The organism is Hyphococcus sp. (assembly GCF_041986965.1).
GTDB lineage: Bacteria > Pseudomonadota > Alphaproteobacteria > Caulobacterales > Parvularculaceae > Hyphococcus.
The window spans coordinates 750,251-766,655 of the sequence record NZ_JBHIXB010000002.1 but is presented as its reverse complement, the minus strand read 5'-3'; the positions used below and the strand labels follow the sequence as shown (position 1 = coordinate 766,655).

The window sequence follows — 16,405 nt, the reverse complement described above, 5'->3', positions numbered from 1 at the left end:
TGCCTGTCAGACGCTGAGTTCTTTCGCTGTTTTATCAAGCGCTGTGCGCACGAGGTCAAACAGTTCGTCGATTTCGGCGTCGGTGATGACGAGGGGCGGGCACAGGAACATAGTGTCGCCAACGGCGCGCATGACGACGCCGGTTTCAAAACAATGACCGCGACAAACGACGCCGGCATGTCCGCCGGGCGAAAACCGCTCCTTCGTGTCCTTATTTTTGACAAGCTCGAGCGCGCCGAGAAGGCCGACGCCGCGCGTCTGTCCCACCAGCGGATGATCGTCGAGGGTCGCTAGTTTCTCCTGAAAATAACGCGCGGTTTTTTCGCCGCGCGGGCCGACAAGCCCCATCTCGTCGATCAGCTCGATATTTCGGATGGCGACGGCGGCGGCGACCGGGTGTCCGGAATAGGTGAAGCCATGGGCCATTTCGGAATCGGCGTTGATGATCGGCTCCGCCATGCGCTTGTTGAGCGCGACGGCCGAAAGCGGCTGATAGCCGCTGGTGACGCCCTTCGCCATGGTCATGATGTCAGGCGTGAACCCATAGGTCTGGCAGCCGAACCATTCCCCGGTGCGGCCGAAACCGCAGATCACTTCGTCCGACCACAGAAGGACATCATATTTGCGGCAGATGCGTTCGATTTCCTGCCAATACCCTTCAGGCGGAAGCATCAGTCCGCCGGCGCCCATTACCGGCTCCCCGGCGAAGGCCGCGACATTGTCAGGGCCCAGCTCAAGGATTTTATCCTCAAGCGCTTTCGCGCAGCGCATGGCGAAATCGCGCTCGCTTTCGCCGGGTTCGCCGTATTCATAATAATGGGGCGTCGGCGCGATATGATGAAAGCGCGGCAAAGGCAGATCGAATATGCCTTGCATGAAGGGAAGCCCGGAAAGGCTCGCCGCCGCCGCGGTGGAGCCGTGATAGGCGCGTTCGCGCGCGATGATGGCTTTCTTTTCGGGTTTGCCTTCGAGGTTCCAGTAATACCAGATCAGCTTGATGGCGCTGTCGACGGCTTCGGAGCCGGAACAGGCGAAGGTGATCTGGTCGAGACCTTCCGGCGTTTTCTGTGAAATGAGGTCGGCCAGTTTCGCGGCGTAAGGCGTCGTGGTCTGGAAAAAGAGATTGTAGTAACTCAGCGTTTTCATCGCCTCAGTGGCGACGTCGACCAGTTCCTGCCGGCCATAGCCGAGCTGAACGCACCACAGCCCGGCCATGCCGTCGAGAATGCGCTTGCCGTCTGCGTCGTAAATATAGACGCCGTCGGCATGGGTGATCACGCGCGGACCCTTTTCACGCAGCTCATGATGGGTCGTGAACGGGTGCAGGTGATGGGCGTTGTCGAGAGCCTTGATATCGAGATTCGATTTCATCATTACACATTGACCATAAGGTAGCGCACATCCCACGGGCTCAGGACGCTTGAGCGGTGTTCATATTCGGAACGCTTGATCGCGGTGTAGGTGTCGACGAAACCTTCGCCCAGATAGTTTTTCAGGACCTCTGAATTTGCGAATGTTTCGACGCTTTCGGTCAGCGTCGCGGGCAGGGGGCGTTCGCGGTCCTCATAGCCCTGGCCCACATATTCCGCACGCGGCTCAGTCTTGTCGACCATGCCGATATAGCCGCAGACGAGCGAGGCCGCGATGGCGAGATAGGGATTGATGTCGGCGCCGGAAATGCGGTTTTCGACGCGGCGCGCGCCGGGACCGCTTGAGGGAACGCGCAAGCCGACCGTGCGGTTTTCGCGGCCCCAATGGGTGTTTGTTGGCGCGCTCATGAACGCTTCGAAACGGTTATAGGAATTGGTGTAGGGCGCAAAGAGCGGCATCGCCGCCGGCAGATGCGCCTGAAGGCCGCCGATATAGTGGCGGAACTTGTCCGTGTCTTCGGCATTGGCGTCGGCGAATATGTTCTTGCCGGTCTTGGCGTCGACAACGCTTTGATGAAGGTGGATCGAGGAACCGCTCTCATCGGCGTAAGGCTTCGCCATGAAGGTGACGAACATGCCGTGCCGTTTCGCCACATGCCGGGCGAGCCGTTTAAAGAGAAAGAGCTGATCGGCGACTTTCATCGCTTCGCCATGGCGGATATTCACTTCGAACTGACAGGGGCCGTCTTCATGGATGAGCGTTTCCAGATCGATATGCTGAATATCGCAGAACTGGTAGATCTCTTCGAACATCTGGTCGAATTCATCGATGGCATCGAGTGAATAGACATGCTGTCCGAATTCGCGAAGCCCTGACGCGCCGTCGGGCGCGCGCGGCTCCAGCACCACATCGGTGAAACGGGCGATGAGATAAAACTCAACCTCCGGCCCGACAATCGGCGTCCATCCTTTCTGGCGGTAAAGATCGACCACATTGCGCAGCACCTGGCGCGGGGCGAGGTTGAATGGCGCGCCCTGATCGGTGAAGGCGTCGCAGATCACCGCCGCCGTTGCGTCCGTGTTCCATGGCGCAAGGTGGATCGTTGAAAGGTCGGGCGCGAGCACGAGATCGCGCTCGGTGCCGGCGACATGTTGATTATAGCTCATCTCGCCGTGAACCGAGATGGTGTAGGTCGCCTCCGGAATGCGGAGGCTCTTGTTTTCCAGACTCGACAGAAACAGACCGGGGGTCATGTTCTTGCCGCGTGCGGCGCCGCTCATATCCGGCGTCAGGCACGACACATCGCCGATGCGGCGCTCGCGCATCCATTCCTTCAGATCGCTTAAATCCATAAATCACCTTGAGCGGCCGCGCCGCCGGACTGGCTGCGCAGATACGCCCGTTGATACTCATTTCGTTGTTCCGGGGCTTTGCACCCGGGAAGGCGTTCCCGACGGCGCCCGCCGCCGGGACGGGCTCCATTCTCGCCTTTTGAAGCCTAACAAAGGGCGAACCCGGCGCAAGCCGTCAGAATGTGATCACGTTTAATCCCGGCCGCAACGCCGCGCAAGGCCCATTCGGGGGCCATTCGGCGAGCGGGACGGCAGACGCGCCGGGGCGGACTTTATTTTGCCCGGAAAGACCGTAAGGTCCCCACCCAACATGCGCGGTCACGCTGACGGGGAAGCGGGCATGGCTTTAACAAAGGCGATGATCATGACGGCGTTTGCGGCCCCGGATAAATCTTCACAGGACAATAGCGCCTCCCGTCCGGCGGCGGTGCATGAGGAAGTTTATCAGCGTCTTCGGCGGGCGATCATTTCGGGCCAGCTTGAACCGGGCCGCGCGCTGTCCGTGCGCGGGCTCGCCGCCGAGTTCGGGGTGAGCGCCATGCCGGCGCGCGAGGCGATCCGCCAGCTCGCCGCGCAAGGGGCGCTGGAGATTACGCCGACAAGACGCGTGGCCGTCGCACGGATGACCAAGGTAAAGTTAGACGAGCTTTGCGATGCGCGCCTGGCGCTGGAGCCTTCGCTTGCGGGCCGCGCCGTGAATGCGCCGCCCGCTGCGCGTGAGGCGTTGGCTGCGAAACTTACGGACATCGACGAGGCGCTCGATCAGGCGATTGGGCGCGGCGACAGCGCCGATTATGCGAAATACAACAGCGAATTTCACTTCACGCTTTATGAAGCGGCCGAGGCGCCGGTTTATCTCGGGCTGGTGGAAAGTCTCTGGCTTCAGACCGGCCCGTTCATGCGCGTTGTCATCGGCCGGCTTGGCACATCCTCGCTTGACGACGACAAACACAAGGAAATCGTCGCCGCCTTGCGCGCCGGCGATGCGGCGAAACTCGAAGTCGCGGTGCGTGAAGACATCATGCAGGGCATGAGCAACATCGTTCGCGGTTATTCACCGGACGTATAGACTTTCTTTCCGGCGAACCAGGTTTCCAGCACTTTCGTTTCGCTGATATCGGCGGCGTTTCCGTTCTCCGCGAGATCAAAGATGTCCTGATCGAGAATAATGAAATCCGCTTTTTTGCCAGGCTCCAGCGACCCTGCGACATCGGCCTGTTTCAGCGCTTTTGCGGCGTTGATCGTATAGGCGTCAACGGCCTCATAGATGGAGATCGCCTGATCTTCATTGAGCGGCGCCAGACTGAAAATGGAACGGGAAACGGCGCCTTCGATATTGATGAAGGGGCGGGGGTCTTTTGTGTCCACCGGCGCATCGGATCCGGCGATGATGACGGCGCCGGCGTCGCGTAAGGACGCGGCCGGGTAAACATTGCGGAAATAATAGCCGTCAGGGTCGTACATGCCGTTCGGCCCGTCGGCGCGATCAATAAAGGGGATGACGGTTGCGTCATATTGTGTGTCGCGTGACGCCCAGGCGAAGGTGAAGGACGCATAGACGTCATTGGCGGCGAAGCGGTCGAAGTCTTCGGGCCGCACAAGCTGCAAGTGGGTGAGGATATGTTTGTTGGCGCCGCCATTGGCTTCACGCGCCGCCTCGATCGCGTCCAGTGAGTGTTGAATGGCGCGGTCGCCGATAGCGTGGATGTGCCAGGTGAAGCCGGCCTTATCGCCTTCGCGCACATAATCCATGATCATATCTTCAGGATGCTGAAGAACGCCGTTGCCTTCGAGACATTGCAGCGGATGAAACCCGTTGGCCGCCTTGAAGACGATGGCTTCCGGCGTGTTCCCGGCGGCGATCGCCGCACGCGTTTCCGCGCAAAGCGCGCTTGAGGTATCCACATAACCGGCGACGCGCACCCATTGGGCTTCATCGTCCCACTCATAGATAGGCTGCAAATAACTCCGGGAAAAAGCGGCGTTGGGGAGCATTGGCGGGTCGGAGAGGGGGTCGCCTTCCAGAACGCCGTCAGCAAACAGTTTTAAAAAGTCAGCTTCAATCAGGGGATCGTCCGCATATTTCTCCCGGATCGCCTCCGCCTTGCCGATCAGCGTTGCGTAATCGACCGTGCCGGTTTCGTCGGCATACTCGCTCGGATCGAAATAAAGCGCGAGATGGGCCCGCGCATGGAAACCGTCTTTCGCGCGCAAGGCGTCGTAAATGTCGAGCGTTGCCGGATTGGCGGCGGCGTCGAGAAAAGAGGTGATGCCTTTAGGCAAGGTGACTTCCATCAACAGTTCCGGCGCTTCGCGGGATTTCGCAATCCCCGAATCGAGAAGACTGCCTGCGCCGATGGCCGTCAGCGCATAATCCTCGGTAAGGCGGCCATTGGGTTCGCCGGTCTCGTCAACGCCGATATAGGCCGCAAGCTCTGCGAAGTCGGTCGCCAGCGTTTCCTTCGTGAAGCCGACGGTTTCGCCATCGGCGTTTTTGGCGCGCGCGAGAGCGACGGAATTGACGCCGTAATGATGCCCGTCGCTGCCGCGCAAAATGACGGGCTCCTCCGTTGAAACGGCGTCGAGCGCCTCCCGGATTGTTTGATACTCTTCACCAGGCTGGTTGCCGGCGGCGAAGTTCCAGGCCAGCACGACCCGCCATTCGCCTTCGACCATGCTTGGATCGGACGTGCAGTCGCTGGCGTAAGCGGCGATTTCCGCCAGAGTTACAGGCGCGTTTTCAAGGCTGCAGACGGGAACCGGCATGGCGCTGATCGGATGAATATGCGCGTCATGGAGGCCGGGAAGGACGAGACGGCCTTCAAGATCGATGATTTCCGTGTCAGCGCTTTTGAACGCCTCAAGGTCGCTATTCGCGCCGATGGCGACAAGCTCGTCACCGCGAATGGCAAAGGCTTCCGCAAAAGCGCGGTCATCGTTCGCCGTATAAATACGGCCATTCATGAAGATGGTATCGGCCACTAAGACAGTGTCGGCGCTTTGCGTCGGCGCCGCTTTATCTTTTGAATCACATGCGGCGAGGGTTAGCATCGTTAAAGCGGCGAGGCTGAGCGTCTTGATTTTCATGAACTCTCTCATTTTTTCCGCGCCGGCGGCGTCTCTTTCATCGCCCGGCGAAATCTTCCATCATGGGCCATGATGATCACGGGCCGCGTTCCTCCACAAGAGGGCGCCCCAGCAGGATGCAGGGATGAGCGACAATAAGCAGCGGATTGCAGGGCTTCTGCGCGACGGCTTCGACGCCTTGAATAAAGGCGACGCTGCGAAGGCCGCCGAGTGTTGCAAGGCGGCGATGATGATCGACCGCGCCCATCCGGAAATCCACTTTCTTGTCGGGCTGACGGCGCTCGACATGAACGATCTGAAGACGGCGGCCAGCGCTTTTGGGTCGGTGGTGAAGCTCGCCCCTGGTCACGGCGCCGGCTGGGCCAATCTGGCGCGCATTTTCATCCGGCTGGGCCAGCCTTTGCGCGCCGAACAGGCGCTCGAAAAAGCGATCGCCGCCAAGCCGGGCGATGCAGCCTCGGCGGATCTCATCGGAGTTGTGTCATCGGCTCTCGGCGATCAGCAGCAGGCGAAAAAATGGTATTCGCGCGCCGTCCAGCGCGCGCCGGACCAGCCCGCTTTTCAGGTCAATCTCGCCAGCGCCGAGATATTTCTCGGAGAGCGGGAGGCTGCGGAAAAGACCCTTACGGCGCTCCTTGCGCGCCATGACAGTATCGCTCAGGCGGAGTGGCTGTTTTCGTCTTTAAAGAAAGCCGAAAGCCCGGCGCGCGCCGACATGCTCATGGAAAAAGCGGCCAAGGCGCGGGACAATTCCTCCCGCGCTTTTCTCGCCTACGCCGCCGGCAAGGACTATGAGGACTGTGAAGCGTGGGAAGAGGCGTTCGGCGCTTTCGAGGCTGGCGCGAAGGCGAAACGCGCGACCATCGACTATAACGAAGCCGCCGAGAAAGCGATGTTCGCAGCGCTTCAGGAAACGTTCAACGCCGGCTGGGCGGCGGGCATCCGCGCAGGTCATGACGATCCGTCGCCGATCTTTGTCGTCGGCCAGCCGCGCACCGGCACAACCCTGATTGAGCGCATTATCGCCAGTCATTCCATGGTGGAATCGGCCGGCGAGCTTCAGCAGTTCGGTCTTTCCGTCCGCAGGCTGACAAAAAGCGATAATCCTGACCGCTGGGCGCCGGAAACAATCCGCGCCTCGGCGGCGGTCGATCCGGCCGCGCTCGGCAAGGAATATTTGCGGGCCTCGGCGGTGATGCAGGGGAGTGCGCCGCGGTTTGTGGACAAGCTGCCCGGCAACTACCTTCATATTCCGTTGATCCTTGCGGCGTTGCCCAACGCCAGGATCGTGCATCTGACGCGCAACCCCATGGATTCCTGTTTCGCCAGCTACAAACAGCTTTTTGCCGAAGCCTATTTTCACTCCTACGATCAGGCGGAGATGGGCCGCCATCACGCGCGCTATCTGAAACTCATGGAGCATTGGCGCCGGCTCTTTCCGGGCCGGTTCTTCGACATCTCCTATGAGGCGACGGTCGCCGATCTGGAGCCGCACGCCCGGGCGCTGATCAGCCATCTTGAGCTGCCCTGGGAGGATCAGTGCCTGTCCTTCCATGAGCAGAAATCGGCTGTGGCGACGGCGAGCGCTGTTCAGGTCCGCGAAAAGCCCCACACCCGCTCCGTGGGGCGCTGGCGGCGCTATGGGGCCGCGCTCGATCCCATGGCGGCGGCGCTGCGGTCGGCCGGGGTGGAAATCGAATCAGCCGGCTAAGAATGTGATCACAAAAGGCTTTTTCGGTTGTCTGGCGCCAGCCCGGAGGGGGTGGGCGGCGCACCCGGATAAATTGGCGTAAAATGCTGACATTCCAGCATAAAATAGGGCCATAGCCTGGCGCGGCGTGGTATTTTCGCCGCGCCGCCATAAAAATCGTGCGCATTGAGATCGCAAAATGAGGTCGCTCGTTGTTCGAGATTGCCTTTAGCGTTACGAATCTGAGAGATTCTTATGCGCGTATAGCGCCTTTTTGCGCCTCTCCTCCGGCGCTCAGCGAAAGGGCCTTTTGATGAAACGCCTCTCTCTCCAGAAACGGTTTCTCCTCACCGGCTGTTCGGCGGCGGCCATGCTCACACTTCCGGCTTACGCCCAGGGCGATGAGATCATCGTCACGGCCCAGAAGCGCGAAGAGTCCATTCAGGACGTGCCGCTGGCCATTACCGCCGTGACCGGCGACTTCACCCGCGAGGTCAATCTCGACGATGTGAAGGACCTCGTGAAATTCACGCCGGGCGCGACGGGCAATTCGCAGGACAGCTTCATCGACACGCTGTCCATGCGCGGCATCCTGACGAACGACTTTGGCGCCGGCGGCGATCCTTCGATCGCGCTCTTCAAAAACGGTCTCTATCAGGGCCGCAACGGCGCGGTGGTGACGAGCCTTTACGACATGGAGCGGGCGGAAATCCTGCGCGGGCCGCAAGGCTTCCTGTTTGGCCGCAACGCCATCGGCGGCGCCATCAGCGTGCATACAGCCAAGCCCAATTTCGACGGCGTCAATGGCTACGCCGAATTCGACATCGCAGAACGCAGCCGCTTTTTCGGGGAAGGCGCGGTCAACATTCCCCTGTCAGACGTCTTCGCCGTCAGGATCGCAGGTTATGGCGGTCATGAAGACGGTTTTGTGGATAATCTCGCGCGGCCGGGAACGGACCCGCAAATCGAGCCGGAAAAATACGCCGGCCGGTTCTCGGCGCTTTATTCGGACGGCCCCTTTGAAGGGCTTTTCACAGCTGAATACGAAACCCGCAAGCAAAGCGGCTCCGTCTACCGCGCTACGGAACTCGGTGAAAGCTGGGAGACGTTGCAGGATATTTTCGGCATCACCACGCTGCGCGGCGACGGCCGGGACATTGATTCCGATCAGGGCTTGGGCGAGGGCGACGACAGCGACATCTTCAGCCTCGGCCTTGAGCTGAATTACGATCTCGGCGCCGTCACGCTGACATCGCTGACCGGCTACAAAGATCACGAATATACCTACGCCGAAGATTTCGACGGCACGCCGCTGCGCATCAACGACTATGCGCAAGATCAGGAAGGCAAATACTTCGAACAGGAAGTGCGCGTCGTTTCCAACAGCGAGGGTCCGCTCTCCTGGTATGCGGGCGCCTCCTATTATCACGAAGAAATCGACGTTCTCTTCACGCAGGCCTCCAGCGAAGAGGTGATGTGCGACTACTATCTCACCTATTACGGGATTTATTCCTGTTCGGAATATTTCGCCTATTACGCTTATGCCTTCACGCCGACGCCGGAAGGGCTGGTTGAAAGCAACCGGGTGCGCGGGCGTTATCACGGCTGGGCGGCCTATGTGGATGCAACGCTGAAACTTTCCGACCAGTTCGATATCGGCGTCGGCTTGCGCTACTCCAAGGACGTCAAGAAGTTCGGCATTGAGGGGCTGCCGGTGGCGAGCCAGCTCGGCCCTTATTTCGCGCTTGGCTTCACATCAGACGGGCTTATCGAAGACAAGGACAGCTGGGATGCGTTTACGCCGCGTTTCATCGCCCGCTATTACCCGAGCGACGACTGGATGATTTTCGCCAGCGCCACCCGCGGTTTCAAATCGGGCGGTTATGGCAGCTTCACCATCCTGCCGGACAGCATCACCTATTGCGGCCCCTTTGACGACAGTTGTCTGAACTTGACCGACGCGGAGGCCATGCCGGACCCGTTCGATCCGGAAAAAGTCTGGTCCTATGAAACCGGCGTCAAGGGCACGCTTTTCGGCGGAGCGACGCGCATCGACGCCAACGCTTACTACTATCAGTATAAAGACCTTCAGGTGACCGTTGGCGGACAAGGCGGCGGCATTCTTGTTGAAAATGTCGGCGACGTGAAAGGCTGGGGCTTTGAGGGGTCGGCGACGACCGATCTCGGCGAGTATCTCGAACTTTATCTTGCCGGCGCCTATGCCGACACCGACGTGACGGATGCCGCGCCTTTGTGTGACGGCACGCTCGATTGTGAAGGCGCCTCGCTCGGCTATGTGCCGAAATTCTCCGGCGCAGCGCGGCTCGGTTTCCATTATCCGGTCGGGCCCGGTGAAATTCGCGCGGCGGCGGAGATTTTCGGACAGACGACGACCTACGGCAATCTTCTCCACACGGCTGAGGCGGTGAATGACGGCTACGCCGATCTTTCCCTCCGGCTTGGCTACGCCTCTGAAGCGGGGTGGAGCGTTATGGGTTATGTGGAGAATGTCACCGACGAGCTTTATTATGACGGCGTCGCGGATGGTTCTGGCATTATCCCGGCGCATTATTTCGGGCCGAGCCGTCCGCGCACTTTCGGCGTTCTTCTGAATATCGAATTCGGCGACTGAAGTTGATCAACATGTTCGACAGTCGACACTAATCGTTGCGCCGGTCATCCTCGATGGCCGGCGTAATTATTTGGACGACCCATGATCGTAAAAACCGGCAAGCTCTACCAGACATTCAAATATCTCGTTTACGCCGCGCTGGCCGTGAACACCGGGCATTTTTTTGTCGAAAACTTCACAAGCAGCGCCACGACCTATGAAGGGGGCGTCAGCTTAAGCGACATCATTGTCGCCTATACCGACTCAATCGATACGGCGGCCTGGCTTGTCTTGTTGCTCCTGCTTGAGCTTGAAACATTCGTGCTGCCTGATGATCGCATCAGGGCGTGGATAGAATGGACGATCAACATCCTTACCGTCCTTTGCGGCGCCATCATTCTCTACGCGCTTTACGGCTACTGGGCGACGCTCTGGATCCCGCTGGGCTTTGAGCTGTATTCTGGTCCCGATCCCTGCACGCTGATTGGCGGAGAGTTAAGCTTCGCGGTCGATCTCGACGAGTTTCTGCCGATTGACGCGCAAAATTGCACCGCTCTCGCGGGTGAGGCTTATATTAACGCCAAAGCCAACCTTATGGCGACGCCTGAAAACCTAAGCCTTTTGAAAAGGCTCGCCTGGACCGATGTCATCAATGCGAGCGTCTGGGTGATCATCGTGGCGGTGCTCGAGGCGGAGGTTTATCTCCAGTCCTCGAAACTTTTCGGGACCAAATTCTTCTTCGCCTACAAGTCATCGAAAATTCTCCTTTACGGCATTCTCTTTGTGTGCGCCTTCTATTGGGGGATGCTCGGCGAGCCATGGGATGCATGGGACGCCTTCTTGTGGCTGGTCGCATTCTTCTTTATCGAAATGAACATGCTCACCTGGCAGGAAGAAAACGCGGAGCGCCGCGCCGCAGGTCTCATCAAATAACTGCGTTGATTGCATAGAGAGAAGTTTATGTCGTTTGCCGAAAGCGTCGCCCGCGCCAAGGGCCGCGTCACCATTCGAACCGGCGCTTTTATCAATGGCGCCTTCCGGCCGTCGAAGAGCGGCGAAACCATGGCCTGCCTCACGCCGATCGACGGCAGCGAGCTCGGACAGCTCAGCGCCTGCGACGCATCGGACATTGACGACGCCGTCGCTGCGGCGCGGGCGAGTTTCGAAGCCGGTCACTGGCGCACTATGGCCCCGCGCGCAAAGCGCGACGTCATGCTCGCCTTTGCGCAGAAGATCGACGACAACGCCGAGGAGCTGGCGCTTCTTGAAACCCTCGATATGGGCAAGCCGCTGGCGAACACCACGCGCGCGGATATTCCCCTGGTGGCGCAGGCGATCCGTTATTACGCCGAAGCCATCGACAAGGTGAATGACGAGTTGGGGCCGTCGCCCCACAACGCTGTTTCCATGATCGTGCGCGAACCCATGGGCGTTGTCGGTGCCGTTGTGCCATGGAATTTTCCCCTACTGATGGCGTCATGGAAATTCGCGCCCGCGCTTGCGACCGGAAACAGCATCGTCGTTAAGCCCGCGGAGCAGGCGAGCCTCACCATGTTGCGCACGGCGGAGCTCGCGATGGAGGCGGGGCTTCCCGAAGGCGTCCTGAATGTCGTGCCCGGGCTTGGCGAAAAAGCGGGCAAGGCGCTGGCCCTTCACATGGATGTGGACGCCATTGTCTTCACCGGCTCGACAGCGGTAGGCAAGCTCATCATGGGCTATGGCGCGCAAAGCAACCTGAAACGCGTTGCGCTCGAATGCGGCGGCAAGAGCCCGCAGATCGTGATGGAGGATTGCCCCGATTTCGAGGCGGCGGCGCAGGCGGCGGCCTGGGGCGTCTTTTACGATCAGGGTCAGGTCTGCACGGCGGCGACGCGGCTTCTTGTGCAGAACTCCATCAAGAAAGACTTTCTCGAAAGGGTCGCCGCCATCGCCAAAGACTTGAAACCCGGCGATCCGCTCGATCCCGACACGTCTTTCGGCGCCATGGTGGACGAAGCGCAGATGAACACCGTCCTTTCCTATATCAACAAGGGCGAGGCTGAAGGCGCAAAACTTATCTGCGGCGGCGAGCGTGCGCTCGGCCAAAGCGGCGGCTTTTATGTGGCGCCGACGATCTTTGACGGCGTCGACAACAAGATGACCATCGCGCAGGAGGAGATATTCGGGCCGGTCGTCTCCGCCATTGGTTTTGACGATTTCGAGGATGCGATGCGCATCGGCAATGATACGATTTACGGGCTCGCGGCGGGCGTGTGGACATCCGACATCGACAAGGCGCATCGCGCCGCGAGAACGCTGCGCGCCGGTAATGTCTGGGTCAATTGCTGGGACGGCAGCGACATCACCACGCCTTTCGGCGGGTTCAAGCAGTCAGGCTTCGGGCGTGACCGGTCGCTCCATGCGCTCGACAAATACACCGAACTCAAAACCATCTGGATCGAACTGCGGAAATAGAAAATGGCAAGCGAAACGCAACCCGGCCAAAACGCCGGCAAGAATGATTGGCTGCAATCCTACTGGATGCCGTTCACGCCCAACAAGGCGTTCAAGGCTTCCCCGCGCATCAATGAGCGCGCCGAAGGATTTTACTATTACACCAGCGACGGACGGAAAATTCTCGACAGTTTTTCGGGGCTATGGTGCTGCAATCTCGGTCACCGCCATCCGAAAATAACCGAGGCGATGAAGGCGCAGATTGACGAACTCGATTATTCGAACGCGTTCAATTTCGGCCATCCGAAAATCTTTGAACTGGCGAATGTGATCTCCGCGCAGTTTCCGGGCGATCTCGACAATGTTTTCTTTGTCAATTCAGGTTCGGAAGCCGCCGACACGGCCCTGAAAATCGCCATCGCCTATCAGCGCCTCAAAGGCGAGGGAACGCGCACCCGTCTGATCGGCCGGGTCAATGGTTATCACGGCGTCGGCTTCGGCGGCATAAGCGTCGGCGGCATGGTCAACAACCGCAAATTCTTCGGCAGTCTTCTGCCCGGCGTCGATCATCTGACCTTTCCCTATGACATGGGCGCGCAGGCGTTCACCCGCGGCGAAGCGGAGATCGATGTCGAGCCCTTCATGCGCGAGCTGGAAGGGATCATCGCGCTTCATGACGCCTCGACCATTGCGGCGGTGATTGTCGAACCCTTCGCCGGATCGGGCGGCGTTTTCGTGCCGCCGAAAAATTACATGAAGCGCCTTCGTGACGTGACGAAGAAACACGGCATCCTGCTGATCGTCGATGAGGTGATTTCGGGCTTCGGACGCATGGGCGCGCCGAACGCCGCAACCTATTTCGGCGTTGAACCCGACATCGTCACCGTGGCGAAGGGCATCAATAACGGCGCCGTGCCCATGGGCGCCGCCATCGTGCGCAAGGAAATCTACGACATGTTCATGGAAGCGATGCCGGCGGGGGTCGAGTTCTTTCATGGCTATACCTATTCCGGCCATCCGCTTGCCGCGGCCGCCGCGCTCGCGACGCAACAGGTGTTCGCGGAGGAGGGCGTCTATGATCGCGCGAAAGAACTCGCTGTCTATTTTGAGGACGCGGTGCATTCCCTCAAAGGCGAGCCGCATGTCATCGACATCCGCAATATGGGCCTCGCAGCTGGCGTGACCGTGGAAGCGCGCCCCGGCGCGCCCGGGGCGCGGGGAACCGAGGTGTTTCTCAAAACCTATGAGAAGGATGTGGCGATCCGCGCCAATGGCGACAATCTCGCCATCGCGCCGATCCTGACCATGGGCAAGGCCGAGATTGACCAGACTATCGAGGCCGTTCGGCAGGGGCTCAGGGCCGCCTCCTGAAACCGGTCTTCCGGCTCGAAATCGCCATCTTTGTCCCTGACTTTCGGACGACTGGCGGAGGCCCCGACCCGTCGTAGAGCGATCCTTGTCCCATCGTTGCCCCATCGTTGCCTATGGCCTCAAAGGCCGTTAGAACCGGCGCTCTCCGGGGCTGACTGGCCGACCGGGCGGGGCCGCGTAAGGTCCTGACGCGCATAAGGCAGGAAATCAAAAGTGGCCAACGAAGACAGCGTATTATTGAAAGAAGTGGACCAGGCGCTTGAAGAAGACCGGACCTGGGACTTCTTCCGTAAGCATGGGACGGCCCTTATTGTGGGCGCTGTGGCGATCGTCGGCGGCGTCGCCGGCTGGCAGATCTGGGGCCATCTGAAAACCGAGGCCGCAGAAGAACAGTCGCTTGAGTATAGCGCCGCGCTCGACCTTCTGGGCGAGGATGCGGATGCGGGCCGCGCCGCGCTCGACGCCGTGGCGGCGGAAAAGGGCGGCTACGGGGCGCTTGCCGCTCTGCGCCGGGCGAGTTCTTACGCTGCGGGCGGCGAACGCCTCAAGGCGCTCGAAATTTACCGCGGCGTCGCTGCGGGCGACGCGCCAAAGCGCATTCGCGAATTGGCGAGCATTCGCGCCGGGTATCTGGCCCTTGCCGATGGCCGCGACGCTGTCATGGGCGATGTCAGCGATCTCGCTGAGTCAGGCGGACCGTTCAGCTATTATGCGCGCGAAATTCTCGGCGTCGCGTCCCTGAATGCGAAAGATTATGAGAGCGCTGCGGCGGCCTTCAACGCCCTGTCGCTCGATCTTGAAACGCCTGCGGGCATACGCGACCGCGCGGAAGAATTTGCGGCGCTCGCCGAGTCCGGCCGCGCCGGCGTCAATATTTCCGGCGAGCTTCGGATTGACGATCTTGTGCAGTCGCTTGGTCTGGATGCGGCGCAGGAGAGTGTGACTGAGACGGAAGACGACGCAACCGCAGGAGAAGCGACCGAAGAAACGGGCGCTGTTGACGAAATTGCCGGGGACGCAAGTGCTGAAGACGGCCATGACGACGGCCACAATCACGAAGAGTAAAATATGAAATCTCTCTCGCTATCCTTCTGGCGCGCGATCCTTGCAGCGTCCGGCTTTGCGCTGATTTCCGCCTGCGGCACCTTTGGCATCGGCGGCGGTGATGACGACGATAAAAAAGCCGAGGAAGAAGATGATGAACGTATTTCGATCCTCGCGCTCGACACGGCGCTGACAGCCGATCCGCGTTACGCCGACACGACGATTGAAATTCCCCCGTCTTATGTGAATGCGTCATGGACCCAGCCTGGCGGCGAAGCCGATCACACGCTGCACCATTTGAGCGCGCCGCTCGAGCTTGAAACCGTCTGGAAAGCCGATGTCGGCGACGCGTCTGCAAAGCGTGCGCGCCTGACCTCGCCGCCGATCGTCGTCGACAACAGGGTTTTTGTGCTCGATGCGGAAACCAAGGTGTCTTCATACGACACGGAGACGGGCGATCTCGTCTGGCGCAAGGAGCTTGCGCCGGATCTGGACCAGCGTTTCCGCCTTCGGGAACTTTTCCGCGGGCCCAACCCGGCGGAGATCGGCTTTGGCGGCGGCGTCGCCTTTGAAAATGGCCGTCTCTTCGTAACGTCCGGCTTCGGATTTGTTGCAGCTCTCGATGCGCAGACCGGCGATGAATTGTGGCGCGTTGAAACAGAGGCCCCGGCGCGCACGCCGCCGACCGCCTATCGCGGCCGCGTCTATCTTTCGACCAACACCAATGAGTTTCTTGCGTTGAACCAGGAAACCGGCGCCAAGGACTGGACCTTCCAGTCTTTCGAAGAGGCGGCGCGGTTCCTCTCTTCATCCAGCCCTGCGGCGGCGGGCGATCTTGTGGTGGCCCCGTTTTCTTCTGGCGAGCTTGTGGCGTTTCTCGCCGATAGCGGCCGGTCGGTCTGGGACATGACCCTGGCGCGTCAGGCGCGGCTCACCTCGCTTGCGACGCTCAACGACATTGCCGGCAGCCCGGTTATTGACCGCGGCCTCGTTTATGTTGTCAGCCATGGCGGGCGTTTTTCCGCAATCGATATCCGCACTGGCCGCTCGGTCTGGGAGGCGTCGATCGCGTCCCTGCAAATGCCGTGGGTTGCGGGTGAATTTATTTATCTCGTTTCTGTTGAGGGCGAGCTGGTCTGCGTTTCGCGCAATGACGGTGCAATTGTCTGGGTGACGCAGCTTCGCCGCTACAAGAAAGAGAAAAAGAAAAAAGGCCGGATCTCCTGGGCGGGGCCGGTTCTCGCCGGCGGCAATCTGTTGCTTGTCTCCACCGAAGGCGAGATCGTGAAAGTCGCGCCGGAAACGGGCGAAGTGCTTCTTACCGACAAGATCGGCGGCAGCTCTGTCGTCTCGCCGGTCGTCGCGGGAGAAAAAGTCTTTATCCTGACGGAAGAGGGCAAGCTGATCGCCATGCGCTAAGGCGCGTGCGCGTCCGCTTGGCGAGGA

The 16,405-nt window shown here is 60.0% G+C and carries 11 protein-coding genes; 8 read left to right on the top strand and 3 right to left on the bottom strand.

The features are described from left to right. Positions 1-6 precede the first annotated feature (6 nt). Both ACFC5L_RS12585 and ACFC5L_RS12580 read right to left on the bottom strand, forming a co-directional pair. Complete coding sequence (locus ACFC5L_RS12585) at positions 7-1,374, bottom strand: aminotransferase (RefSeq protein ID WP_375202583.1); 1,368 nt, start codon at positions 1,372-1,374, stop codon at positions 7-9. Further along, on the bottom strand, positions 1,374-2,723 hold the full coding sequence (locus tag ACFC5L_RS12580) for a glutamine synthetase family protein (RefSeq protein ID WP_375202584.1): 1,350 nt from the start codon (positions 2,721-2,723) through the stop codon (positions 1,374-1,376). The genes ACFC5L_RS12585 and ACFC5L_RS12580 overlap by 1 nt, the downstream gene beginning before the upstream one ends. A 340-nt stretch (positions 2,724-3,063) precedes the next feature. On the opposite strand from ACFC5L_RS12580, the gene ACFC5L_RS12575 reads away from it, so the two are divergent. Next, positions 3,064-3,792 (top strand): GntR family transcriptional regulator, encoded by a 729-nt coding sequence (locus ACFC5L_RS12575; protein WP_375202585.1) that lies wholly within the window; start codon positions 3,064-3,066, stop codon positions 3,790-3,792. On the opposite strand, the gene ACFC5L_RS12570 is transcribed toward ACFC5L_RS12575, so the two are convergent. After that, positions 3,774-5,810 (bottom strand): amidohydrolase, encoded by a 2,037-nt coding sequence (locus ACFC5L_RS12570; RefSeq protein WP_375202586.1) that lies wholly within the window; start codon positions 5,808-5,810, stop codon positions 3,774-3,776. The genes ACFC5L_RS12575 and ACFC5L_RS12570 overlap by 19 nt on opposite strands. A gap of 124 nt (positions 5,811-5,934) precedes the next feature. Here ACFC5L_RS12570 and ACFC5L_RS12565 point away from each other — a divergent pair, with 124 nt between their 5' ends. The 7 genes from ACFC5L_RS12565 (at position 5,935) to ACFC5L_RS12535 (ending at position 16,378) form a co-directional block, all read left to right on the top strand. Next, a complete protein-coding gene (locus tag ACFC5L_RS12565) occupies positions 5,935-7,521 on the top strand; it encodes a tetratricopeptide repeat-containing sulfotransferase family protein (RefSeq protein ID WP_375202587.1) in 1,587 nt (528 codons plus the stop codon). A gap of 292 nt (positions 7,522-7,813) precedes the next feature. Beyond that, positions 7,814-10,132: a TonB-dependent receptor gene (locus ACFC5L_RS12560; RefSeq protein ID WP_375202588.1), complete on the top strand. Its 2,319-nt coding sequence runs from the start codon at positions 7,814-7,816 to the stop codon at positions 10,130-10,132. 81 nt (positions 10,133-10,213) lie between these two features. Beyond that, positions 10,214-11,044, top strand: coding sequence for a hypothetical protein (locus ACFC5L_RS12555; protein WP_375202589.1), 831 nt, complete (start codon positions 10,214-10,216; stop codon positions 11,042-11,044). Positions 11,045-11,071: 27 nt separating this feature from the next. After that, on the top strand, positions 11,072-12,565 hold the full coding sequence (locus tag ACFC5L_RS12550) for an aldehyde dehydrogenase (protein ID WP_375202590.1): 1,494 nt from the start codon (positions 11,072-11,074) through the stop codon (positions 12,563-12,565). A 3-nt stretch (positions 12,566-12,568) separates the two neighbouring features. Continuing rightward, positions 12,569-13,915, top strand: a complete 1,347-nt coding sequence (locus ACFC5L_RS12545; protein ID WP_375202591.1) for an aminotransferase class III-fold pyridoxal phosphate-dependent enzyme — start codon at positions 12,569-12,571, stop codon at positions 13,913-13,915. A 213-nt stretch (positions 13,916-14,128) separates the two neighbouring features. Further along, a complete protein-coding gene (locus ACFC5L_RS12540) occupies positions 14,129-14,980 on the top strand; it encodes a tetratricopeptide repeat protein (protein ID WP_375202592.1) in 852 nt (283 codons plus the stop codon). 3 nt (positions 14,981-14,983) lie between these two features. Then, complete coding sequence (locus ACFC5L_RS12535; protein WP_375202593.1) at positions 14,984-16,378, top strand: PQQ-like beta-propeller repeat protein; 1,395 nt, start codon at positions 14,984-14,986, stop codon at positions 16,376-16,378. Positions 16,379-16,405 lie beyond the last annotated feature (27 nt).

Bases quoted from the DNA above. Each gene is read 5' to 3' on its own strand.
- ACFC5L_RS12565 (WP_375202587.1), top strand. From the start codon at position 5,935: ATGAGCGACAATAAGCAGCGGATTGCAGGGCTTCTGCGCGACGGCTTC.
- ACFC5L_RS12535 (WP_375202593.1), top strand. From the start codon at position 14,984: ATGAAATCTCTCTCGCTATCCTTCTGGCGCGCGATCCTTGCAGCGTCC.
- ACFC5L_RS12570 (WP_375202586.1), bottom strand. From the start codon at position 5,810: ATGAAAATCAAGACGCTCAGCCTCGCCGCTTTAACGATGCTAACCCTC.
- ACFC5L_RS12560 (WP_375202588.1), top strand. From the start codon at position 7,814: ATGAAACGCCTCTCTCTCCAGAAACGGTTTCTCCTCACCGGCTGTTCG.
- ACFC5L_RS12545 (WP_375202591.1), top strand. From the start codon at position 12,569: ATGGCAAGCGAAACGCAACCCGGCCAAAACGCCGGCAAGAATGATTGG.
- ACFC5L_RS12585 (WP_375202583.1), bottom strand. From the start codon at position 1,374: ATGATGAAATCGAATCTCGATATCAAGGCTCTCGACAACGCCCATCAC.
- ACFC5L_RS12555 (WP_375202589.1), top strand. From the start codon at position 10,214: ATGATCGTAAAAACCGGCAAGCTCTACCAGACATTCAAATATCTCGTT.
- ACFC5L_RS12575 (WP_375202585.1), top strand. From the start codon at position 3,064: ATGGCTTTAACAAAGGCGATGATCATGACGGCGTTTGCGGCCCCGGAT.
- ACFC5L_RS12580 (WP_375202584.1), bottom strand. From the start codon at position 2,723: ATGGATTTAAGCGATCTGAAGGAATGGATGCGCGAGCGCCGCATCGGC.
- ACFC5L_RS12550 (WP_375202590.1), top strand. From the start codon at position 11,072: ATGTCGTTTGCCGAAAGCGTCGCCCGCGCCAAGGGCCGCGTCACCATT.